Source organism: Acinetobacter amyesii (genome assembly GCF_002018365.1).
Taxonomy (GTDB): domain Bacteria; phylum Pseudomonadota; class Gammaproteobacteria; order Pseudomonadales; family Moraxellaceae; genus Acinetobacter; species Acinetobacter amyesii.
Window position 1 is genome coordinate 137,960 of sequence record NZ_MVKX01000006.1, and the last position, 17,454, is coordinate 155,413.

The 17,454-nt window shown below is 41.1% G+C and carries 18 protein-coding genes; 6 read left to right on the top strand and 12 right to left on the bottom strand.

Features of this window, described 5'->3' with window-relative positions:
* Positions 1-21: 21 nt before the first annotated feature.
* The 6 genes from ftsA to gshB form a co-directional block, all read right to left on the bottom strand.
* On the bottom strand, positions 22-1,284 hold the full coding sequence (ftsA, locus tag B1202_RS10640; protein ID WP_078190573.1) for a cell division protein FtsA: 1,263 nt from the start codon (positions 1,282-1,284) through the stop codon (positions 22-24).
* Positions 1,285-1,352: 68 nt separating this feature from the next.
* The gene (locus tag B1202_RS10645; protein WP_078190574.1) at positions 1,353-2,207 is read right to left on the bottom strand and encodes a cell division protein FtsQ/DivIB; all 855 of its coding nucleotides are present in this window, start codon (positions 2,205-2,207) and stop codon (positions 1,353-1,355) included.
* Between the two features lie 3 nt (positions 2,208-2,210).
* Complete coding sequence (locus B1202_RS10650; RefSeq protein ID WP_078190575.1) at positions 2,211-3,140, bottom strand: D-alanine--D-alanine ligase; 930 nt, start codon at positions 3,138-3,140, stop codon at positions 2,211-2,213.
* 59 nt (positions 3,141-3,199) lie between these two features.
* Entirely contained in the window at positions 3,200-4,648 is a 1,449-nt protein-coding gene (gene murC, locus B1202_RS10655) for a UDP-N-acetylmuramate--L-alanine ligase (protein ID WP_078190576.1), read from the bottom strand.
* A gap of 14 nt (positions 4,649-4,662) precedes the next feature.
* Positions 4,663-5,760: an undecaprenyldiphospho-muramoylpentapeptide beta-N-acetylglucosaminyltransferase gene (gene murG / locus B1202_RS10660; RefSeq protein WP_078190577.1), complete on the bottom strand. Its 1,098-nt coding sequence runs from the start codon at positions 5,758-5,760 to the stop codon at positions 4,663-4,665.
* A gap of 301 nt (positions 5,761-6,061) precedes the next feature.
* Positions 6,062-7,006, bottom strand: coding sequence for a glutathione synthase (gshB, locus tag B1202_RS10665; protein WP_078190578.1), 945 nt, complete (start codon positions 7,004-7,006; stop codon positions 6,062-6,064).
* A 326-nt stretch (positions 7,007-7,332) separates the two neighbouring features.
* On the opposite strand from gshB, the gene B1202_RS10670 reads away from it, so the two are divergent.
* On the top strand, positions 7,333-8,235 hold the full coding sequence (locus tag B1202_RS10670; protein ID WP_078190579.1) for a GGDEF domain-containing protein: 903 nt from the start codon (positions 7,333-7,335) through the stop codon (positions 8,233-8,235).
* 125 nt (positions 8,236-8,360) lie between these two features.
* A complete protein-coding gene (locus B1202_RS10675) occupies positions 8,361-8,558 on the top strand; it encodes a DUF3565 domain-containing protein (RefSeq protein WP_078190580.1) in 198 nt (65 codons plus the stop codon).
* 52 nt (positions 8,559-8,610) lie between these two features.
* On the opposite strand, the gene B1202_RS10680 is transcribed toward B1202_RS10675, so the two are convergent.
* From B1202_RS10680 to pyrE, 4 genes are all read right to left on the bottom strand, one after another.
* Positions 8,611-9,684: a macro domain-containing protein gene (locus tag B1202_RS10680; RefSeq protein WP_078190581.1), complete on the bottom strand. Its 1,074-nt coding sequence runs from the start codon at positions 9,682-9,684 to the stop codon at positions 8,611-8,613.
* Positions 9,684-10,328, bottom strand: a complete 645-nt coding sequence (locus B1202_RS10685) for a DUF4433 domain-containing protein (RefSeq protein ID WP_078190582.1) — start codon at positions 10,326-10,328, stop codon at positions 9,684-9,686. The genes B1202_RS10680 and B1202_RS10685 overlap by 1 nt, the downstream gene beginning before the upstream one ends.
* A gap of 11 nt (positions 10,329-10,339) precedes the next feature.
* Positions 10,340-10,909: a DarT ssDNA thymidine ADP-ribosyltransferase family protein gene (locus B1202_RS10690; protein ID WP_078190671.1), complete on the bottom strand. Its 570-nt coding sequence runs from the start codon at positions 10,907-10,909 to the stop codon at positions 10,340-10,342.
* 328 nt (positions 10,910-11,237) lie between these two features.
* Positions 11,238-11,888: an orotate phosphoribosyltransferase gene (pyrE, locus tag B1202_RS10695; RefSeq protein ID WP_078190583.1), complete on the bottom strand. Its 651-nt coding sequence runs from the start codon at positions 11,886-11,888 to the stop codon at positions 11,238-11,240.
* A 40-nt stretch (positions 11,889-11,928) separates the two neighbouring features.
* Here pyrE and B1202_RS10700 point away from each other — a divergent pair, with 40 nt between their 5' ends.
* Both B1202_RS10700 and B1202_RS10705 read left to right on the top strand, forming a co-directional pair.
* A complete protein-coding gene (locus tag B1202_RS10700) occupies positions 11,929-12,747 on the top strand; it encodes an exodeoxyribonuclease III (protein ID WP_078190584.1) in 819 nt (272 codons plus the stop codon).
* Between the two features lie 629 nt (positions 12,748-13,376).
* On the top strand, positions 13,377-13,724 hold the full coding sequence (locus B1202_RS10705) for a Spx/MgsR family RNA polymerase-binding regulatory protein (protein WP_078190585.1): 348 nt from the start codon (positions 13,377-13,379) through the stop codon (positions 13,722-13,724).
* 107 nt (positions 13,725-13,831) lie between these two features.
* Here the strand turns inward: B1202_RS10705 and B1202_RS10710 are convergent, their stop codons facing one another.
* Entirely contained in the window at positions 13,832-14,269 is a 438-nt protein-coding gene (locus tag B1202_RS10710) for a DUF2147 domain-containing protein (protein WP_078190586.1), read from the bottom strand.
* Positions 14,270-14,424: 155 nt separating this feature from the next.
* Here B1202_RS10710 and B1202_RS10715 point away from each other — a divergent pair, with 155 nt between their 5' ends.
* Positions 14,425-15,336, top strand: a complete 912-nt coding sequence (locus tag B1202_RS10715) for an alpha/beta hydrolase (RefSeq protein WP_078190587.1) — start codon at positions 14,425-14,427, stop codon at positions 15,334-15,336.
* Between the two features lie 100 nt (positions 15,337-15,436).
* On the opposite strand, the gene B1202_RS10720 is transcribed toward B1202_RS10715, so the two are convergent.
* Positions 15,437-16,006, bottom strand: a complete 570-nt coding sequence (locus B1202_RS10720) for an FMN-dependent NADH-azoreductase (RefSeq protein WP_078190588.1) — start codon at positions 16,004-16,006, stop codon at positions 15,437-15,439.
* Positions 16,007-16,287: 281 nt separating this feature from the next.
* Between B1202_RS10720 and B1202_RS10725 the strand changes: the two genes are divergently transcribed.
* Positions 16,288-17,454 carry a GGDEF domain-containing protein gene (locus B1202_RS10725; RefSeq protein ID WP_228145159.1) on the top strand — a complete coding sequence of 389 codons (1,167 nt, stop codon included), beginning with the start codon at positions 16,288-16,290 and terminating at the stop codon, positions 17,452-17,454.

Consider the following 17,454-nt stretch of genomic DNA (forward strand, 5'->3'; position numbering starts at 1 on the left):
AATATTCCCAAATATTTCAACTTAAAAGATCGACTTCAAGGTGTCATTGAAGCCCGACCATGCACGTTTTACCCGATTCAATACTGAAAGTTTTTCCGTATCTTCTGGCTCAACGATCGTATCTTGTGTTTCGCTTTGACTGAAAATTAACAGACCTGCGGCAGTCGCGTATTGTGAACGACGTAAAGCGGCTTGCTGTTGATCATCGGCATACACTTGCATAGGTGGATTACCTAAATGTGCAGAGACACCTAAAATCCGACGTGCAAATGTCACCATCCCTTCAATTTGGCAGGCATCACCTGTGAGTACAACACCATGGTATAAACCATGAATCGCACCATGATCGACCAATTCATTACGCACTTGATTAAAGATTTCTTCATAGCGCGCAATAATAATTTCGGTCAGTTCAATTCGGCTAATGGTTTGTGGACCATCAATCCCTTGGAACTGAATCATACTTTCAGGTTTAACCACTTTCAGGTCAACACAACCATACAACAGCTTAATGCGTTCCGCTTCTTCTGTTGTTGTTTGCAATACAGCAGCAATATCACGTGTTACATGCTCACCGCCACGTTGCAAGGTGTGTGTCATCGCCAAGCGACCATCTAAATACACCGCGATATTGGTCGTACCTGCACCAATATCAACCAAGCACACACCATATTCTTTTTCATCTTTAAGCAAGCTGGCTTCAGCTGTTGCTAATGATGAAATGACCATGCGTTCAACACCAATATTGGCGCCTTTTAATGCACGATCCAAATTCTGCATGGTGCTGATGGGCAACATCATCAAATGATAATGCCCTGTCATACTCCGTGCTGACATGCGAATCGGGTTTAATACCCACTCAGGTTCATCATCTAGTTCAAAACCTAAAGGTACAGCACTCACCAAATAGTGGTCAGACGTTAAATGACTGGCTTTGGCCAGTTCTAATGCACGCACCACTTCATTGGTGGTAATCGCATGGTCATTATTTTCAATTGGAGTGCGACCAGAGGCATAAAAACTTTTTAGTTCAGCACTTGGAATGGAAATCCACGCAGAATGTACACGACATTCCGCCATATCTTCCGCTTCCTGCACTGCATTTTTAATTGCGGTAACAACTTTATCGAGACTGACAATTTTCCCTTTATTCATGCCGCGGTTACGAGCGGTCGCCATCCCTACCACTTGGATATTGTCTGGCGCGTGTACCTTACCAATCAAAACTGAAACTTTGTGTGTCCCAATGTCAATCGCAACAACCGAGGGAACAGCTTCATTCATTATTTACTACTACCATTCACATGTTTGTTTAATTTATGGCTTAAAGCCTCTACTTATAAAGCCGATCATTATGGCTTTACCGGCGCTGCATTCGCAATGCCTATGTCATCACTGGTTACAACAAACTGACCATTTACCGACTTTGCTGGCACAGAGTTTTTCCATTGAATCGCTAAACCATTTCGGTAGCGCAAATCGATGGCAGAAATTCGTGGCCAAACAGGTTTTAAGTCACTGTGTGCTAGATAACTTAAACGCTGCAACTTACTCATGGTCTGATCTTGATCGACAATCACGCGTAAGCCTGAATCAAACTGCATAAACCAAGTCATTCGTTCGGTTAAATATAATTCTTTTAAACGAATGCCAACAGGTATAAATAATTGATTAATTTCATTATAGCGACGCATCATCATTTTGGACTGACTCGTCGGCCCATGCAATAACGGCAAATTCTGATGATTGGTCGGGGTTAATTCGGCAAATACATCACCACTGTCGCTTAACAGTCGCCCAGTTCCCCAACGTGCAATCGCCTGACGCGGCATCACCCGTACACGAATTGCATTTGGCCAAGCACGCGATACCACCACGCGATCGACCCAAGAGATTTCTAAAGTACGGTCACGAATGACACGTAAATCAGAGGTAAAATAATTTTGAGTCATCATCGGTGAAACGTATGACATCACTTGTTGTTTTTCTTGGGCGCTACGCACACCCACCACATCAAGTTCAGCCACACGTGCATCCGTCATGACTTTATATAGCCCCCAAATTCCTGCAATCAAAACCACACATGCAATAAACAACAACAGCCATCCACCCACATTGGTAAGCTTTTCCTTACGTGTCGGTGGTTTGTCATGTATCGATGTCGTTGCTGCACGTTTACGGCGCATAGACGCAGGAAGTTGAGCCATAATTTAGTGTGCCGCACCTGTTAGGGTTTGTTCCAAAATTGCGACACAAAGATCATCAAAACTAAAACCTACGGCATTGGCTGCTTTTGGCACTAGAGAATGACTGGTCATACCCGGAACGGTATTTACCTCAAGTAACCAGAAGTTTCCTTCTGCATCTTGCATCGCGTCAATACGACCCCAACCACTCGCACCTACCGCTTGGAAAGCGCGTAAAGATAAAGCTTGTAGACGCTTTTCTTCATCTTCAGTCAAGCCACATGGAATACCATATTGCACATCGTTACGGTTATATTTCGCTTCGTAATCGTAAAAAGCCACATCTGCAGGCGGCTCTAAACGAATCACAGGTAATGCCTGACCATTTAAAATCACAATGGTAAATTCACGTCCGGTAATCCATTTTTCAGCCATCACGACGGCATCATGCTGGGTCGCTTTTGCAATTGCGGTTGCAAAGTCTTCAATTTTTTCAACTTTGCTCATACCAATGCTTGAGCCTTCATGCACCGGCTTGATGATAAATGGCAAACCAATTGAATCTACAATTTCTTGTAAATCTGAATCTTTGCTGACAATACGATAAGGTGCTGTCGGTAGTTCTGAACCTTGCCAAACTTGTTTAGTTTTGACTTTATCCATACCAATCGCCGAGCCTTGAACGCCCGTTCCAGTGTACGGAATGTTTAACCATTCTAAAGTACCCTGAATTTGACCATCTTCACCACCACGGCCATGAAGGACGATAAATGCACGGTCATAAGCCACCAACTCAGTTACACTGCGTTGCTGCGGATCGAATGCTTCGGCATTTACACCCGAACGCACCAATGCTTCAAGTACAGCTTTACCACTATCGAGAGAAACCTCACGTTCGGCAGATTTCCCACCTAATAACACGGCAACTTTGCCGAATTTTGAAGCATTTGACACGTTTATATCCTTAAACTTTTATCTACGGTCTAAACAAACTTTGGATCACCCAGCGGTAATCATTTTACATAGAGATTGTTTTGAGCAAGTTCGATTGAGATTGCTCCAACATTACCTGCGCCCTGTGTTAATAACAAGTCATTTGCTTGTAACACTTTTTTCATTACTGCTTGTAAGTTGCCTTCTACTGGATCGATGAGAATCGGCTCAACCTCACCACGTAGACGAATGCTTCGAGCCAATGCACGGCTATCCGCACCCACAATTGGCTTTTCACCCGCAGGATAAACTTCTAATAACAACAATTGATCGACTTGTGACAAGACATCGACGAAGTCATCAAAACAGTCACGCGTACGACTAAAACGGTGTGGCTGGAACATCATCACCAAACGACGATCTGGATGACTTGCACGTGCCGCTTTAATGGTCGCTTCCACTTCTTTTGGATGGTGACCATAGTCATCGACCAATTTCACCAAGCCATCTTCAACTTCAAATTCGCCTTGTACTTGGAAACGACGACCTACGCCACTGAAGCTTTCTAAGGCACGCGCAATCGCAGCATCAGAAACGCCTTCATCCGTTGCAATACCAATCGCTGCCAAGGCATTTAAGATATTATGAAGACCCGGCAAGTTAATGGTTAAACGTAACGGCTCACGGTCTTTACGCAAAACGGTAAAGTGTGATTGCATGCCTTCTTGAGCCACATCAACAGCACGAATATCGTTGTCTTCATTGAAACCATAAGTCACGACAGGACGACCAATACGCGGCATAATTTCACGGATGTTGGCATCATCACCACACATCACAGCTAAACCGTAAAATGGAAGACGCTGTAAAAATTGTACGAAGGTATCTTTCAATACATCGAAACTACCGCCATAGGTATCCATATGGTCAGCATCGATATTGGTGACAATCGTTGCCATCGGCTGTAAATGCAGGAATGACGCATCTGATTCGTCCGCTTCAGCTACGATATAACGGCTTGCACCCAATGCAGCATTCACACCGGTACGATTCAACAAACCACCAATGACATAAGTTGGATCCAGATTTTCTTCTGCCAACATGCAGGTCACCAGACTGGTTGTCGTGGTTTTACCATGCGTCCCAGCAACGGCAATACCATGACGGTAACGCATTAATTCACCCAACATTTCTGCACGACGTACAACAGGTGTACGGGTTTCAATCGCCGCTTTCACTTCTGGGTTTTCAGAATCAATGGCTGTCGATACCACGATGACATTGGCGCCTTGAATATTTTCAGCAGCATGACCGATGAAAACTTGAATGCCGTTTTCTTCAAGCTGAGCCGTGGTTTTCGACGCTTTAATATCTGAACCTGAAACTTTATAGCCTTGGTTTTTCAATACTTCGGCAATACCGCACATGCCCGCACCACCAATCCCAATAAAATGGATGTGTTTAATACGGCGCATTTCTGGCACTTTAATGAGCTTTTTCGCTTGATCGGCAGGCGTTGATGGAGACATAGATTACTCGAATTTTACAAATCTTGAATTAAACCAACCACGTGCTGTGTCGCATCGGGTTGTGCCTGTTGTCGAGCCTTAACCGCCATTTCCATAAGTCGTTGGCGATTCATCAGCGGCTTCAACAACGCTGTTAAACTTTCTGCGGTCATGTCCGCTTGTGGGCAAATTTTTGCGGCATTGATATTGGCCAAGAATCCGGCATTTGCAGTTTGATGGTCATCCACTGCACTTGGCAGAGGAACAAACACGGCTGCTACACCCGCTGTCGCAATTTCGGTGACGGTTAGCGCACCAGCACGGCAGATAATTAAATCCGCTGCAGAATAGGCTGCTGCCATATCTTCAATAAACGGCTGAACGTCAACTTGCATATGTTCAGGTGCATTTGCATAACGAGCCAATGTGCTTTCAGCATTATTTTGACCACACTGGTGATATACACTGAGGGGCTGTTCTAATTGCTGCAAGGCAGCCGGCACACATTCATTTAAGGCACGTGCGCCCAATGAGCCACCCACAATTAAAACCCGTAATGGCAACCCAGCTTTTTCACGCTCTTGGTAACGCCATGACGGATTTAAAATTTCTGTAATTTCTTTACGCACAGGATTCCCTGTGGTCACGATTTTATCTTGTGCAGGAAAGGTATTTGGAAATGCCTGACAAACAATTTTGGCTACACGTGACAACTGCGTATTGGTAAAACCTGCCACCGCATTTTGTTCATGGATAATGACCGGAATGCCCAATGCACGAGCCGCCAAGCCACCCGGCCCAGCCACATACCCCCCAAAGCCTGCAACTGCATCCACTTTGAGTTGTTTCATATAACGCATGGCACTCAAAGTGGCTTTGAGAATTTTAAACGGTGCCATCAGCTTACGCACGACTCCATTGCCGCGCACGCCTTGGATATCAATTTGATAAATTGGAATATTATGATTTTTAAGCAGGCGATTTTCCATGCCTGTTGGCGTTGCAAGCCAAGAAACTTCACAACCTTGTTGTTGCAACTCTTTGGCAACAGCGAGCGCTGGAAAGACGTGACCACCGGTTCCGGCAGCCATCATCATGACATGTTTCGGCTTTACTTGCGTTACTTCGGTCACTGTCTAATTCTTCAATTCTAAAAGAGGCTAATGATATTCGATTTTAAGCAAACAATTGTAATCACAAACGCATGACCGTGAAAGGTAATTTACTTTTTTTCAACAGGCGTATGATTGTTTTTTTCTACTATTTTAAAAGTTTAAACTAGTTTTATTATTAATCTATGAGAATTGAAAAAAAATCAGACAATTTTTCACTTTAATTGCATTCACTTACAGTTTTTTTGCTTTTTAAGCTCCCCTCCCCTTAGCGCAGGACAAAAAAGAGCCCGTTAAGGACTCTTTTAAATCTAGTGCAAAATTAAGCTTTTAAACCTGCCTCAAGGACATCAAATAAATCATCGGCAATCGAGGTACCAAATTGCGCATCAATTTCACGTACGCAGGTTGGACTGGTGACATTGATTTCAGTCACGTAATTACCAATCACATCCAAACCAACAAACACTAAACCTTTTTCACGAAGAAATGGCCCGACTTTGGCTGCAATGGCTTTATCATTTTCAGTCAATGGACGTGCTTCGCCCAAACCACCTGCCGCCAAGTTGCCACGCACTTCACCATTTTGCGGAATACGCGCCAAACAATACGGTACGGGTTCGCCATTGATCATCAAGATGCGCTTGTCGCCATCCACAATTTCTGGGATGTATCGCTGCGCCATAATCGGCTGTGTGCCGTTATTGGTCAGGATTTCAATAGTTGAACCAATGTTTACGCCATCTTGGTATAAACGGAAAATGCCCATACCGCCCATACCGTCTAATGGTTTCACGATCACATCGCCATGTTCTTGTAAAAATTCACGAATCAGACTTTGCTGTGAAGTCACCAAGGTTGGTACTTGAAGTTCAGGGAATTGCGTCGCAAACAATTTTTCATTGCAGTCACGTAGACTTTGTGGCTTGTTAATAATCCATGCGCCTTCGCGTTCAGCCTGTTCCAAAATATAGGTGGTGTAGACAAAGTTCATGTCAAACGGCGGATCTTTACGCATCAAAACCACATCATAAGCAGCAATTGATTCTTTTTGCTTTTCGCCGAGTTCATAATAGTGATTGTAGTCTTCAAAAACTTTTAGCGGTGAAATCAAACCAAAGGCTTTGCCTTGATCGATATATAAATCTTGCTGTAATGCATAGCCTAGCTCATGTCCACGACGTGCTGCTGCCCATAGCATCGCCATTGAGGTATCTTTTTTTAGGTTTACATTTTCGATGGGATCCATCACAACAAGTACACGCATTATTCAGTGCTCTGTTCATTATCAATTTATGAATGAGTATAGCCGAGATTTTTCTTTTGTTTATTCTGATTTTGCATGTGTATGTATATTCGTGTGATGCAGACGATAATTCAAAACATTTCTATCATCGGCCTTATCTCAATAAAGGAAATAAGCCGTGAAAGCATTATGGCGTTAGACCTGCGTAAATCGATACCAAACAATCGAGACAGATATTCATCACACCTACATCTCACTCATCACTATTTTTGGTGAAAAAAAACGTGCTTTTTATTTTTTTTTAGCTATTGTGTTAATTATTGTAAATAAAGAAATAGAATTAATTAATGATCAACATTGAGCAGATGGCTATCATTCTTGATGCTTTGCCAGACCCTGCTTTTATCATATCGCGTAGTGGAAAATACGTTGCGGTTTTTGGTGGACGCGATAATCGCTATTACCACGATGGTTCCGGTCTTGTTGGTACCTATATTTCAGATGTGATCAAGCCAGATAAAGCCAACTTGTTTATGCAACTGATCGACCAAGCTCTAACATCAGGAAATCTACTCATCGAAGAGTATGAACTGAGCAATAGGGATGTAAAAGGTCTGCCCGATTATGGTCCTGAAGAGCCCATTTGGTTTGAAGTACGCATCCAAGCCCTCAGTTTTTCGGTAGATGAAGAAGACGTTGTACTTTGGGTCGCAAGTAATATTTCAGCGCGTCACAACTTGGAAATCAAGCTGAAAGAACTCAGCCATACAGATCAGTTAACCGGTCTTTTCAACCGAAGAAAATTAGAGCATGACTTAGCATTACATTATGAGTCATACCGACGGCATTCCATACAGACCTCGATCTTGATGTTCGATCTTGATAACCTCAAAAAAATCAACGACAGCAAAGGCCATCATGTCGGTGATGAGGCAATCCGAGCAGTCGCAGATATTCTTCGTTTAACGCTGCGCAAGACTGATTGCGCCTGCCGCTTAGGTGGAGATGAATTTGTAGTCGCCTTGCCCAACACGGGCTGCGAGCAGGCCATTCAGTTTGCCAAACGGATTCATGAACATTCCAGAAAAGAGTTAAGCCGGTTTTCAATAGATAACGCGCATGTCACCGTGAGCATAGGAGTGACAACCATCACGCCTGAAGATTGTTCCTACGAAGATACAATTAAGCGTGCTGATCTAGCGCTGTATAAAGCCAAACATGGCGGGAAAAATAGAATTGTTGCGGCCTAAGCGTGCGGCAGAAATAAACCAAATTTCACAGTCTATTTTGCAATTTGATATTCAAGCCGTTGTGATTGCTCAACATGAGCTCTCTTCCCTTTTCGGCATCATTTTAATTTAGATAGGTGTTAGATATGCAGCAAGCTATTGTTGATTTTGCCTTGGATGATGAAAATCATTGGTATGCCATTTTAGCTTGTGGCCATACACAGCATGTCCGACATGATCCGCCTTGGCAAAACCGTCCTTGGGTTTTGACGGAGCAAGGACGGAAAGAAAAGTTAGGGGTAATGTTGGAATGTAAGAAGTGTGATGAAGAGAGTTTCGTATAAGAGATTTTATGTTAAATGAGTAGTAAATAAGTGATCTACTACTCATATTTAATTAACTACTTAGTTGTGAGGACTGCAAGCGCTCTAATGCAAAATTAATACTATTATCATCAAACAGACTAAGCTTTCGATCTGCCCATTTCTTTCCAGCAGGCCATTTAGATATATGTCTTCTAACGCTTTCTACAGTTGGTTCACTATCCATTTCATGTAGTATCCAATCAACTGTTGCTAGAAGTTCTAATCCAAATGGAGACTCAAAACCATCTATTAAGTCTGAAGCTTGATTTAGAATTGGTAAATATTCCTTTGCTTCAGTTTTTAAATAAATAGAAATATTTTCCACTTTTTCTTGTTTAAACCAAATTACATCGAGAGGTTTACAATCTGGTATCCGTTTTTCAGATGTCAAATAACTTCCATCGAGAGAATTCAATAAGTGATTGAGATTATAAGCATAAGGACCATAATTTTTAGCTTCAAAATTTAATTTAAGACCATTTTCTAGTTCATTTTTTTCAATGAATCTTTGAAGAAACCAAGCCAATTTTTGGATTTCTAATAAGCTACAATCCATTCCCAAGGCCCAGTAACGTCTTATCAATTCAGATATCATAGCTCGAGCAGGTGTAAGCTTCTGTACACCCATAGATTTAGCTACATTTTGATATTCAACACTTGGCTCGTAGATTAAGATATTAACGTCATTTAAGTCACCTAAAGCTTCTTCAATTTTAGGTTTAACATCTGCCCAGTTAAGTCCACCATTACCTGCACCAAGAGGAGGAATCGCAATTGATCTAACCTTATTTTTAATTAGAAAATGACGTAATTCAATTAAGCCTTCTTCAATCCATTCAATTTTGGAATTTGCTTTCCAATGTTGTTTTGTTGGAAAGTTGACGATCCAACGTGGGCCGACTAATTCTTGTGGCTCAGTAATAAACATTTTCCCAGTTTTTACAGCACCTACTTTACATGCTTTAGCATAGGCATCCATATTTTGTGGAAATCGCTCTTTAAACATTAGAGCTATACCTTTACCCATTACACCTACTGTATTAACGGTGTTAACTAATGCATCAGCAGGAGCTTCTAGTAAATTGCCTGTAGTATACGTGATCATTAGAAGTACCAATTTGGATTAGCATAGATAGGAATATTTATATTTCTTTCAGACATTAAATCTTTAAGAGATGATTTCACTTGTTCATTATAACATAGCACTCCTTGTAGAGCTGTTAGAGGGCAATGCTGATGAATTAAGGCTTCCGCTTGATAACGTTCGAACTTTAAAGGATCATTTTGGTCACGTTTAAAATCTCTATTCTGCAATAGAGGCCAATCTATTTGATCCAAATCATTTAAATTATTATAAAAATTTGCCCACTGATAGTAAGCATGCATGTTAGAGAAAACAAAATTAAGCCCTAATGTCTGAATATGATGAAGTGACGATACTAAAATTACGATCTCTTCATTGGGACGTTGAGGAACTCCACGGCCCGTTTTTATATTTAATAACATTGGTGAAAAAGGGGTGAAATAGAAAGGGATATAATCGTTCAAAAACCCGAATGGAGAAATTGGTACAGGGTGTGTTGCCCTTCTATCAATAAGCCCCTGATTTCCGATAGATGTTAAGGTTGGTGCATTTGTATGACTTCGACAATATAGGCCATTATCTAAAATGGAGGCCATATTAGAAATATGAACTATACGCCAAATAAGGGCCTTTTTTGCATTAAGTGCTTTACTATGATCCTTCATGTTTATCTCTTTCACACAAACATTTTAGGATTAATATTTACGTGGCAGTCTATACTTTTTGCTTGTAACATTTTTGTTACACGTATAGCAGATTTTTGGTCCTTAACGTAAATAGAAAAGAAAGAGTGAGCAGAAACTACGGTAGGTGATAGGCATTCAGCCATACAAACATTCCTACTATGGTTGTCACTATAATCTCGTTTATCCATAGCATCCCAATCAATTGCAGCAATTCCATCTATATAGTTTAGCAATTCAACTTTTGCTAATGATAGAGGATGCTTAGGAATAATAGACCAGTTATTAGCCTCAGCTAAACTTCTATGAATCGCAATTAAAATAAAAATTTTAGCAGGATTAGATTGTTGAACAGCACCATCAAAAGGGCTTCTCGCGAAAAAATGAAAAGGTACATAGTTTTGAAGATTAGCTTTTTCTCGTGAGCCAATAATTTCATGATCAGCAACATCTGCAAAGCTTGTTAAATTACTTCTCGGTTGAAGTCCTCTACTAAGAATGGATGGTAAATTATCAATATCAGTTAAATGATAGATAAATTTTTGATCTTTGATTGAAGTCATGTTTAATTTTAAGAAATTAGTATTGTTTATCATTTTAAATCAAATGGTTAAAAAAACTAAGAGATTTATCCTTTAGTTATTCTAAAATTAACATAATACACCTTATACGAAATGCTGTTTTTTATTTATTATAATTCAATGTGTTAATTGATATCATAAAGCCGAACTCAGCTGAGTTCGGCTTTTTTAATGATTTTCACGTTCCACGCATTACATTTGATCAATATTCCACGTTAGTGTTTAGCTTGACTAAACACTGCTATGCTCAAAAACAAATGAAACAATAGGCTTCCGCTTCCTTTTTAACAACCTTAAAATCTAAAAAATCTTAGATCCCATACTTCACACGGTACGCTTCCATTTTCGCTAAAGCTTCAGTTTCACCTTTAGCCTCTAAGAAAGTCATCAAATCTTTCATGGTAATTAAGGCATGAACTGGGATTTCGAGTTCTTTTTGTACTTCTTGAATAGCAGACAAGTCGCCTTGACCTTTTTCTTGGCGGTCTAGTGCAACCAATACGCCCGCAATTTGCGCGCCAGCATTTTTCAAAATAGTCACCACTTCACGAATTGCTGTACCCGCAGTGATCACATCATCAATAATCCAGACTTTTTTACCTTCAACAGACGCACCAACCAATACACCGCCTTCACCATGGTCTTTCGCTTCTTTACGGTTAAAGCCCCAAGGTACGCTCACACCATGGTTTTGTGACAATGCCACAGCAGTTGCAGCTACAAATGGAATACCTTTATAAGCTGGGCCAAAGACCACTTCCACGTTATCGCATTCTGTTAATTTTGCTGCATAGCCAGAAGCCAATAATGATAAGGCTTCACCATCATTCAGTAGACCTGCATTAAAAAAATAAGGACTCACACGACCCGATTTTAAAGTAAACTCACCAAATTTAAGCACACCACGTGATAATGCGAGTTCGATAAAAGCTTGTGGATTAAATGCCGCTTGCGCTGTCATGAGGTGCTCCATTTTTTTAAGTTTGAGGTTAAACCTGAGCATGATACCAAAGAGTAGCTATCCAAGTGATCAAAAAATTCTTCGTGTCGTTTCAATTAATGTGAATGGTCTACGTTCGGCAGAAAAGAAAGGCATCTTTGACTGGATTTCCCAATCCGATGCAGACGTCATTTGTATGCAAGAAAGCCGCATTACCCATGAACAATGGACCGATAAATTTAAACCCGAAGGTTGGTTTACACACCTTTTCCCTGCAGAGCGCCCAGGCTACGCAGGTACAGCCATTTATAGCCGCTTGCCCTTTGTTTCGGTGACGGATGGTTTAGGTTTTGAATTAGCAGACACTCAAGGCCGCTTTATTTCTGCTGAGTTCGATTTAGGACTTGGACAAACTGCGCATATTTGCTCGCTCTACCTGCCTTCAGGTTCATCGGGTGAAGAAGCTCAGGCGCGCAAAGACCTATTTTTAGGCGAATATCAACAAATTTTGAAGCAATGGCGTGCTGAAAATAAGTCAGTGATTGTTTGCGGTGACTACAACATCGTACACAAACGTATTGATATTAAAAATTGGTCTGGGAACCAAAAGGCTTCAGGCTGCTTACCACATGAACGTGCATGGCTCGATCATATTTATGATGAACTTGGCTATGTCGACACCTTCCGAGAGGTACGCAAAGAAGCCGAGCTTTACTCTTGGTGGTCTAACCGCGGACAAGCGCGTGCCAAAAATGTGGGTTGGCGTATCGACTACCATGCATGTTCTCCTGACTGGAAAGAACGTACTGTAAATGCTTGGGTATTTAAAGATGAGTGGTTTAGCGACCATGCCCCAGTGATTATTGACTATAAAATTTAAGCTTTTATCAATTAATTGAGTGAACGATTGTTTACTCAATTAGAGGTTATTTCTCACATTACATGACGAATTTGTGGATTTATCTCACAACTCGAACGTAGCATTATGGTCGCACGGCAAAGGGACATGTCAGGATGACACAAAAGGATTGGACGCCGAAGGAAGTATAAAAACAAACTAAATGATTTAGCTTGTTTTCAAGGATGTGACAATGGACGTTGGACTGAGACCCGCATGATCAGGATGATTAAATGCGGGTTTTCTCTTATCTAGTCCCCACATCTATAGACTCAAACATCCCCCAAATAAAACAGCTAAAAATTCGATCTGCACAGCAATTTCTTATTCTCGCTTTATTTCTACTTCTGACTGTGCAACCTTAGGCTAAATTTTCTTGTTATCGCAGCGCTTTCTTTTCTGATTCGTTTTGTTCTGTAGGCTATTCTAAAACGCTAAAATGTCGTTTTGATGACAATACCTCATATATACAGCATGCGACTTTTACAGCAAAACATTTATTTCTCAATCCACATCACGATCGGGCTTTGAGCATTGATGAATTAGCCTGTAGGATAATGCTGAATTGTATTTTTTATCTTATTGTTTTGAATAATTGAGGACACCTGTTCATGCTTAAAATTTATGGCATCAAAAACTGCAATACCATGAAAAAAGCTTTCGACTTGCTCAACGAATTTGGCCTGACCTACGAATTTCATGACTATAAAAAACAAGCGATTGATGCTGAAACCGTAAAAAAATGGCTCGATGCAAAAGGTGCTGATGTGATTCTCAACAAAAAAGGCACCACATGGAAAAAACTCAGTGAAGAAGAGCAACAGACAGCCTTAGCCAGTGAAGAAAATTTAATTCAGTGCTTAACTGCGCATAGCAGCATGATTAAACGCCCAGTACTCGATACAGGTAGCGATTTATTGGTTGGCTTTGATGAAAACGCTTACCGTGCATTGAAATAAATTTTTTCATCACACTCCTCATGCACTGCCCTTGTTCCATGTTGACTCAGCAAGCAGTCATAAAAAAAGCCTGACATCGTCAGGCTTTTTGTTGGAATCACGTCAAATTAGTTGGCGCGGATCCATGTTTGGTTACGACCTAAAGCAGCAACACCAATAAAGCCTCGAAGCTCTAATTTTTTGCCACCATCAGCCAATTGACCTTTTAACTTGTAAGTTTTACCTGATTGAGGATCCAAAATTGAACCGCTCTCATAGCTTGTACCACCAACATTTTTAAGACCGGTCACAATACGCAAGCCTTTTAATGATTTGTTGTGATATGGGCCTTCACATTTTTTACATGCATTCTCTTCACCTGGTGTCAATACTGACTGAATGCTCGCTGAAAGCGTACCATTTTTTTGCTCAGTGAATTTTACAATCGCTTTTGGCTGCTTGGTTTTATCATCAATGGTTTTCCAAGTTGTACCATTTAGCGGGTCTGCAGCATTTGCAAATGCGGCTAAACTCATCAATCCTAATGCTAGTGCAATTTTTTTCATTTTTGTTTATTTCCCTGGTCTGATATAGACGACATTAGTATCCAAAAGTCACAACAATTTATCAATTTTTGTATGTGACCGTTTAGTGTAACCTTGTAATTTGTGTTGGTAAATATGCTCACACGATTCCAAAAATAGAAAAAGATGGAAAGACAATGAAGATATCGCCACTGACGAAACAACTGATTACAGAAAGCATTTTAAAAACCACAATTCGTGGACCGAGCCAGTTCAATTTACCACCCAATACTTTACGTTTTGCTTTGGAACAAATGTGTCGTGCATTTCCCCAAAACCCGGATGTACAAATTCGTCCAATTCGCTTAGCCGGCTTAAAAGCCGAAGAAATCAAACCGCAACAGGCATCGACCCAATTAATTTTTCATATTCATGGGGGCGCATTTTTCTTGGGTTCGATGAACACACATCGGGCGTTTCTGACTCAAGTTGCCGCACGCACGCAAATGCAAGTGTTACATTTGGATTATCCTTTATCCCCAGAAGCACAGTTTCCTGAAGCACTCGATGCCCTTTTTGATGTGTATGCCGTGTTATTAGATCAAGGGGTTCAAGCCAAAGATATTATTTTATCAGGCGACTCTTGTGGCGCAAACTTGGCGCTTGCCTTAGCCCTTAAAATTCAACAGGAACAACTTCCACAAGTCAGTGGTTTGGTGTTGATGTCACCGTTTTTAGACCTGACGCTGAGCAGTGAGTCCCTACGCTATAACCGTAAGCATGATGCGCTGTTAAGCATAGAAGCCCTCGAAACAGGCATTGATTATTATGTACCACGCTCGGTCGATCGAGCTGATCCATTGGTCTCGCCTTTTTTTGCCGAGCTCAAAGGACTGCCTCCGATTCATATTCAAGTGGGTTCTAAAGAAATTTTATTGGATGATGCGCAGCGCTTTAAAGTCAAAGCAGAAGAAGCCGGCCTAGATGTCGAATTTAAGCTGTACACTGGCATGTGGCATAACTTCCAAATGTTTAGCCCATGGTTTGAAGAAGGACAGCGTGCGCTGAGTGATTTAGCTGATTTTGCACACCGACTGGATCAAGACTAATCCCTGAAAACCAATTCCTGAAAACTGATCCCTGAAACTAATCAAAGTCACCATAAAAAAAGGTCAGCAGATGCTGACCTAAGAGGGAAATGTCAATCTATTAAATGGCTTGAATTTGAGCCTGAGCTGTCGCCATTGCTTGTGCTTTCATATCAGGCCCCATATTGACACCTTCGGCACGAATCACATCAATATCGCTGACACCTGTAAAATTAAACACGGCTTTTAATAAACCTTCTTGATAATCTACAGGGCTGTTATCGCCATACACACCGCCACGACTGCTGGCAATATAAACTTTTTTGTCACCTGCCAAGCCCACTGGACCTTGTTCTGTATATTTAAAAGTACGACCTGCAACACTGATACGGTCAATCCATGCTTTCAAAGTTGATGGCAAACCGAAGTTATACATAGCAGCACCAACCACAACCACATCGGCATCTAAATACTGTTGTAACAACTGCTCGCCTAAAGCCGATTGTTCTGCATTTTGACCCATCAAAATTTCACTGCTGAGATGTGGAATCTGCTGTACTGCTAAATCGAGATGTTGAACCTGTGCCGCATCACCATGTTTTTGCTGTAGCTGTTGTACAATTTCAGCGCTGAGTTGACGTGAAACTGAAGCGTCGCCCATGATGCTTGAATCAATATGCAGAATTTTCATGACTAAAACCTAAAGCTGTTGTTATTAACTTGAGCCTAGTGTAATCACTTTTCATAAATAGAATAATCCCGATTCTTATGACACTATGTTTTATTTTTAGAACAATCTTTTTGAACTCGCAAAAAATATAAAATTACTGAGCGGTTCTTGACCGTTATCAAGTGTAAATTTTCATGCTAATGTAAGCCTATAAAATGATATCTATATAAACTTTAAGAAAAAAACTGATAACTCGAACAGGGCAATGACACAGGATGACGGTGAAATCAAGCATACGTGACATGATCCTCCGCAATAGAATCGCCCAGTATTTACTGGAAGATGAAGTGGTGATGAATTGGAGTATCCTGAAAAAGTGTATGCTCATGCTGATGCTTGGCTCAGCCATTCATCTGCTTTGGATCATTTGGAAATTTTATGTTTATGTCACGCCAGAACTTTGGCAGTGGGTTAACCTTGATCTCATCCACTCTCAATTGTGGACCAACATCGTCTTTTTTTGCTTAATGGTGCTGCTGATTTGGCCTTGCTATGCTGGAAAAGATAATCCCAAGATTCAGCTAATTTTACCTTATCTTTCGGTCGGCTTATTCGTCATTTCTTTATGTCGTGACGGTTATTTAATTGGCGTTATGAGCCCCGCTACCATGATCTCCTACGTGAGCCTTGTGACCGTTGGATTGGTGCTATTTACACGAAAAATCGTCTATAGCATGCTGATTCCAGCCACGATTTTTTTATCCATTTGTATGTATTTAAGCATCCGCGGCATTATCCCCTATGCCCCGATTTTTCAACCTCATGCCTATGGCTATCAAAATAGTTTTTGGCTCTTCTCAATGATCTTTTTCATTGTTCCTATTTTATTAACCTGTTTGGCTTTATTTGAAATTTTACTCAGCCAATGGCGTCACCGAGAGCATCTGATTCAAAAACTTAGTCAAGTCGACCCGCTGACCAATTTATTTAATCGACGCAGTATCAATCAGTGTTTGGAACAGCTCGATAGTGCTAAAACAGATACATATGCACTGGTCTTATTGGACTTAGACCATTTCAAACGCATCAATGATGAATACGGACACGATAAAGGCGATGAAACCTTGATTCTCGTCAGCCAAGTATTAAACCAACATTTACGCGGTAGTGATGTAGTTGGGCGTTTTGGCGGGGAAGAGTTTATTTTGGTGTTAAAAAATTCCAACTTAGAACAAGCGATATTCATTGCAGAGCGCTGTCGAAAAGCCATTGAGCAGCTTGAAATTTGGGGGCATGACGGTCAGTCGATTCATGTGACAGCCAGTTTTGGCATTGCGATTTCTACGCCAGAATTGGTACCGCAACAATTGCTGACCCATGCAGATCAGGCGCTATACGCAGCTAAAGCAGGCGGTCGTAACATGGTGATGGCCTACACTGAGCAACAAAGCTTTAGCCATTTGGTTTAA

What these genes read in the sequence shown, in the direction of transcription:
- B1202_RS10685 (WP_078190582.1), bottom strand. Translation starts at nt 10,328, where the DNA reads ATGAAGGATCATAGTAAAGCACTTAATGCAAAAAAGGCCCTTATTTGG.
- gshB (WP_078190578.1), bottom strand. Translation starts at nt 7,006, where the DNA reads ATGCGTGTACTTGTTGTGATGGATCCCATCGAAAATGTAAACCTAAAA.
- B1202_RS10690 (WP_078190671.1), bottom strand. Translation starts at nt 10,909, where the DNA reads ATGACTTCAATCAAAGATCAAAAATTTATCTATCATTTAACTGATATT.
- murC (WP_078190576.1), bottom strand. Translation starts at nt 4,648, where the DNA reads ATGTCTCCATCAACGCCTGCCGATCAAGCGAAAAAGCTCATTAAAGTG.
- pyrE (WP_078190583.1), bottom strand. Translation starts at nt 11,888, where the DNA reads ATGACAGCGCAAGCGGCATTTAATCCACAAGCTTTTATCGAACTCGCA.
- B1202_RS10710 (WP_078190586.1), bottom strand. Translation starts at nt 14,269, where the DNA reads ATGAAAAAAATTGCACTAGCATTAGGATTGATGAGTTTAGCCGCATTT.
- B1202_RS10700 (WP_078190584.1), top strand. Translation starts at nt 11,929, where the DNA reads ATGATACCAAAGAGTAGCTATCCAAGTGATCAAAAAATTCTTCGTGTC.
- B1202_RS10670 (WP_078190579.1), top strand. Translation starts at nt 7,333, where the DNA reads ATGATCAACATTGAGCAGATGGCTATCATTCTTGATGCTTTGCCAGAC.
- B1202_RS10720 (WP_078190588.1), bottom strand. Translation starts at nt 16,006, where the DNA reads ATGAAAATTCTGCATATTGATTCAAGCATCATGGGCGACGCTTCAGTT.
- B1202_RS10675 (WP_078190580.1), top strand. Translation starts at nt 8,361, where the DNA reads ATGCAGCAAGCTATTGTTGATTTTGCCTTGGATGATGAAAATCATTGG.
- B1202_RS10645 (WP_078190574.1), bottom strand. Translation starts at nt 2,207, where the DNA reads ATGGCTCAACTTCCTGCGTCTATGCGCCGTAAACGTGCAGCAACGACA.
- ftsA (WP_078190573.1), bottom strand. Translation starts at nt 1,284, where the DNA reads ATGAATGAAGCTGTTCCCTCGGTTGTTGCGATTGACATTGGGACACAC.
- B1202_RS10680 (WP_078190581.1), bottom strand. Translation starts at nt 9,684, where the DNA reads ATGATCACGTATACTACAGGCAATTTACTAGAAGCTCCTGCTGATGCA.
- B1202_RS10705 (WP_078190585.1), top strand. Translation starts at nt 13,377, where the DNA reads ATGCTTAAAATTTATGGCATCAAAAACTGCAATACCATGAAAAAAGCT.
- B1202_RS10715 (WP_078190587.1), top strand. Translation starts at nt 14,425, where the DNA reads ATGAAGATATCGCCACTGACGAAACAACTGATTACAGAAAGCATTTTA.
- B1202_RS10725 (WP_228145159.1), top strand. Translation starts at nt 16,288, where the DNA reads ATGATCCTCCGCAATAGAATCGCCCAGTATTTACTGGAAGATGAAGTG.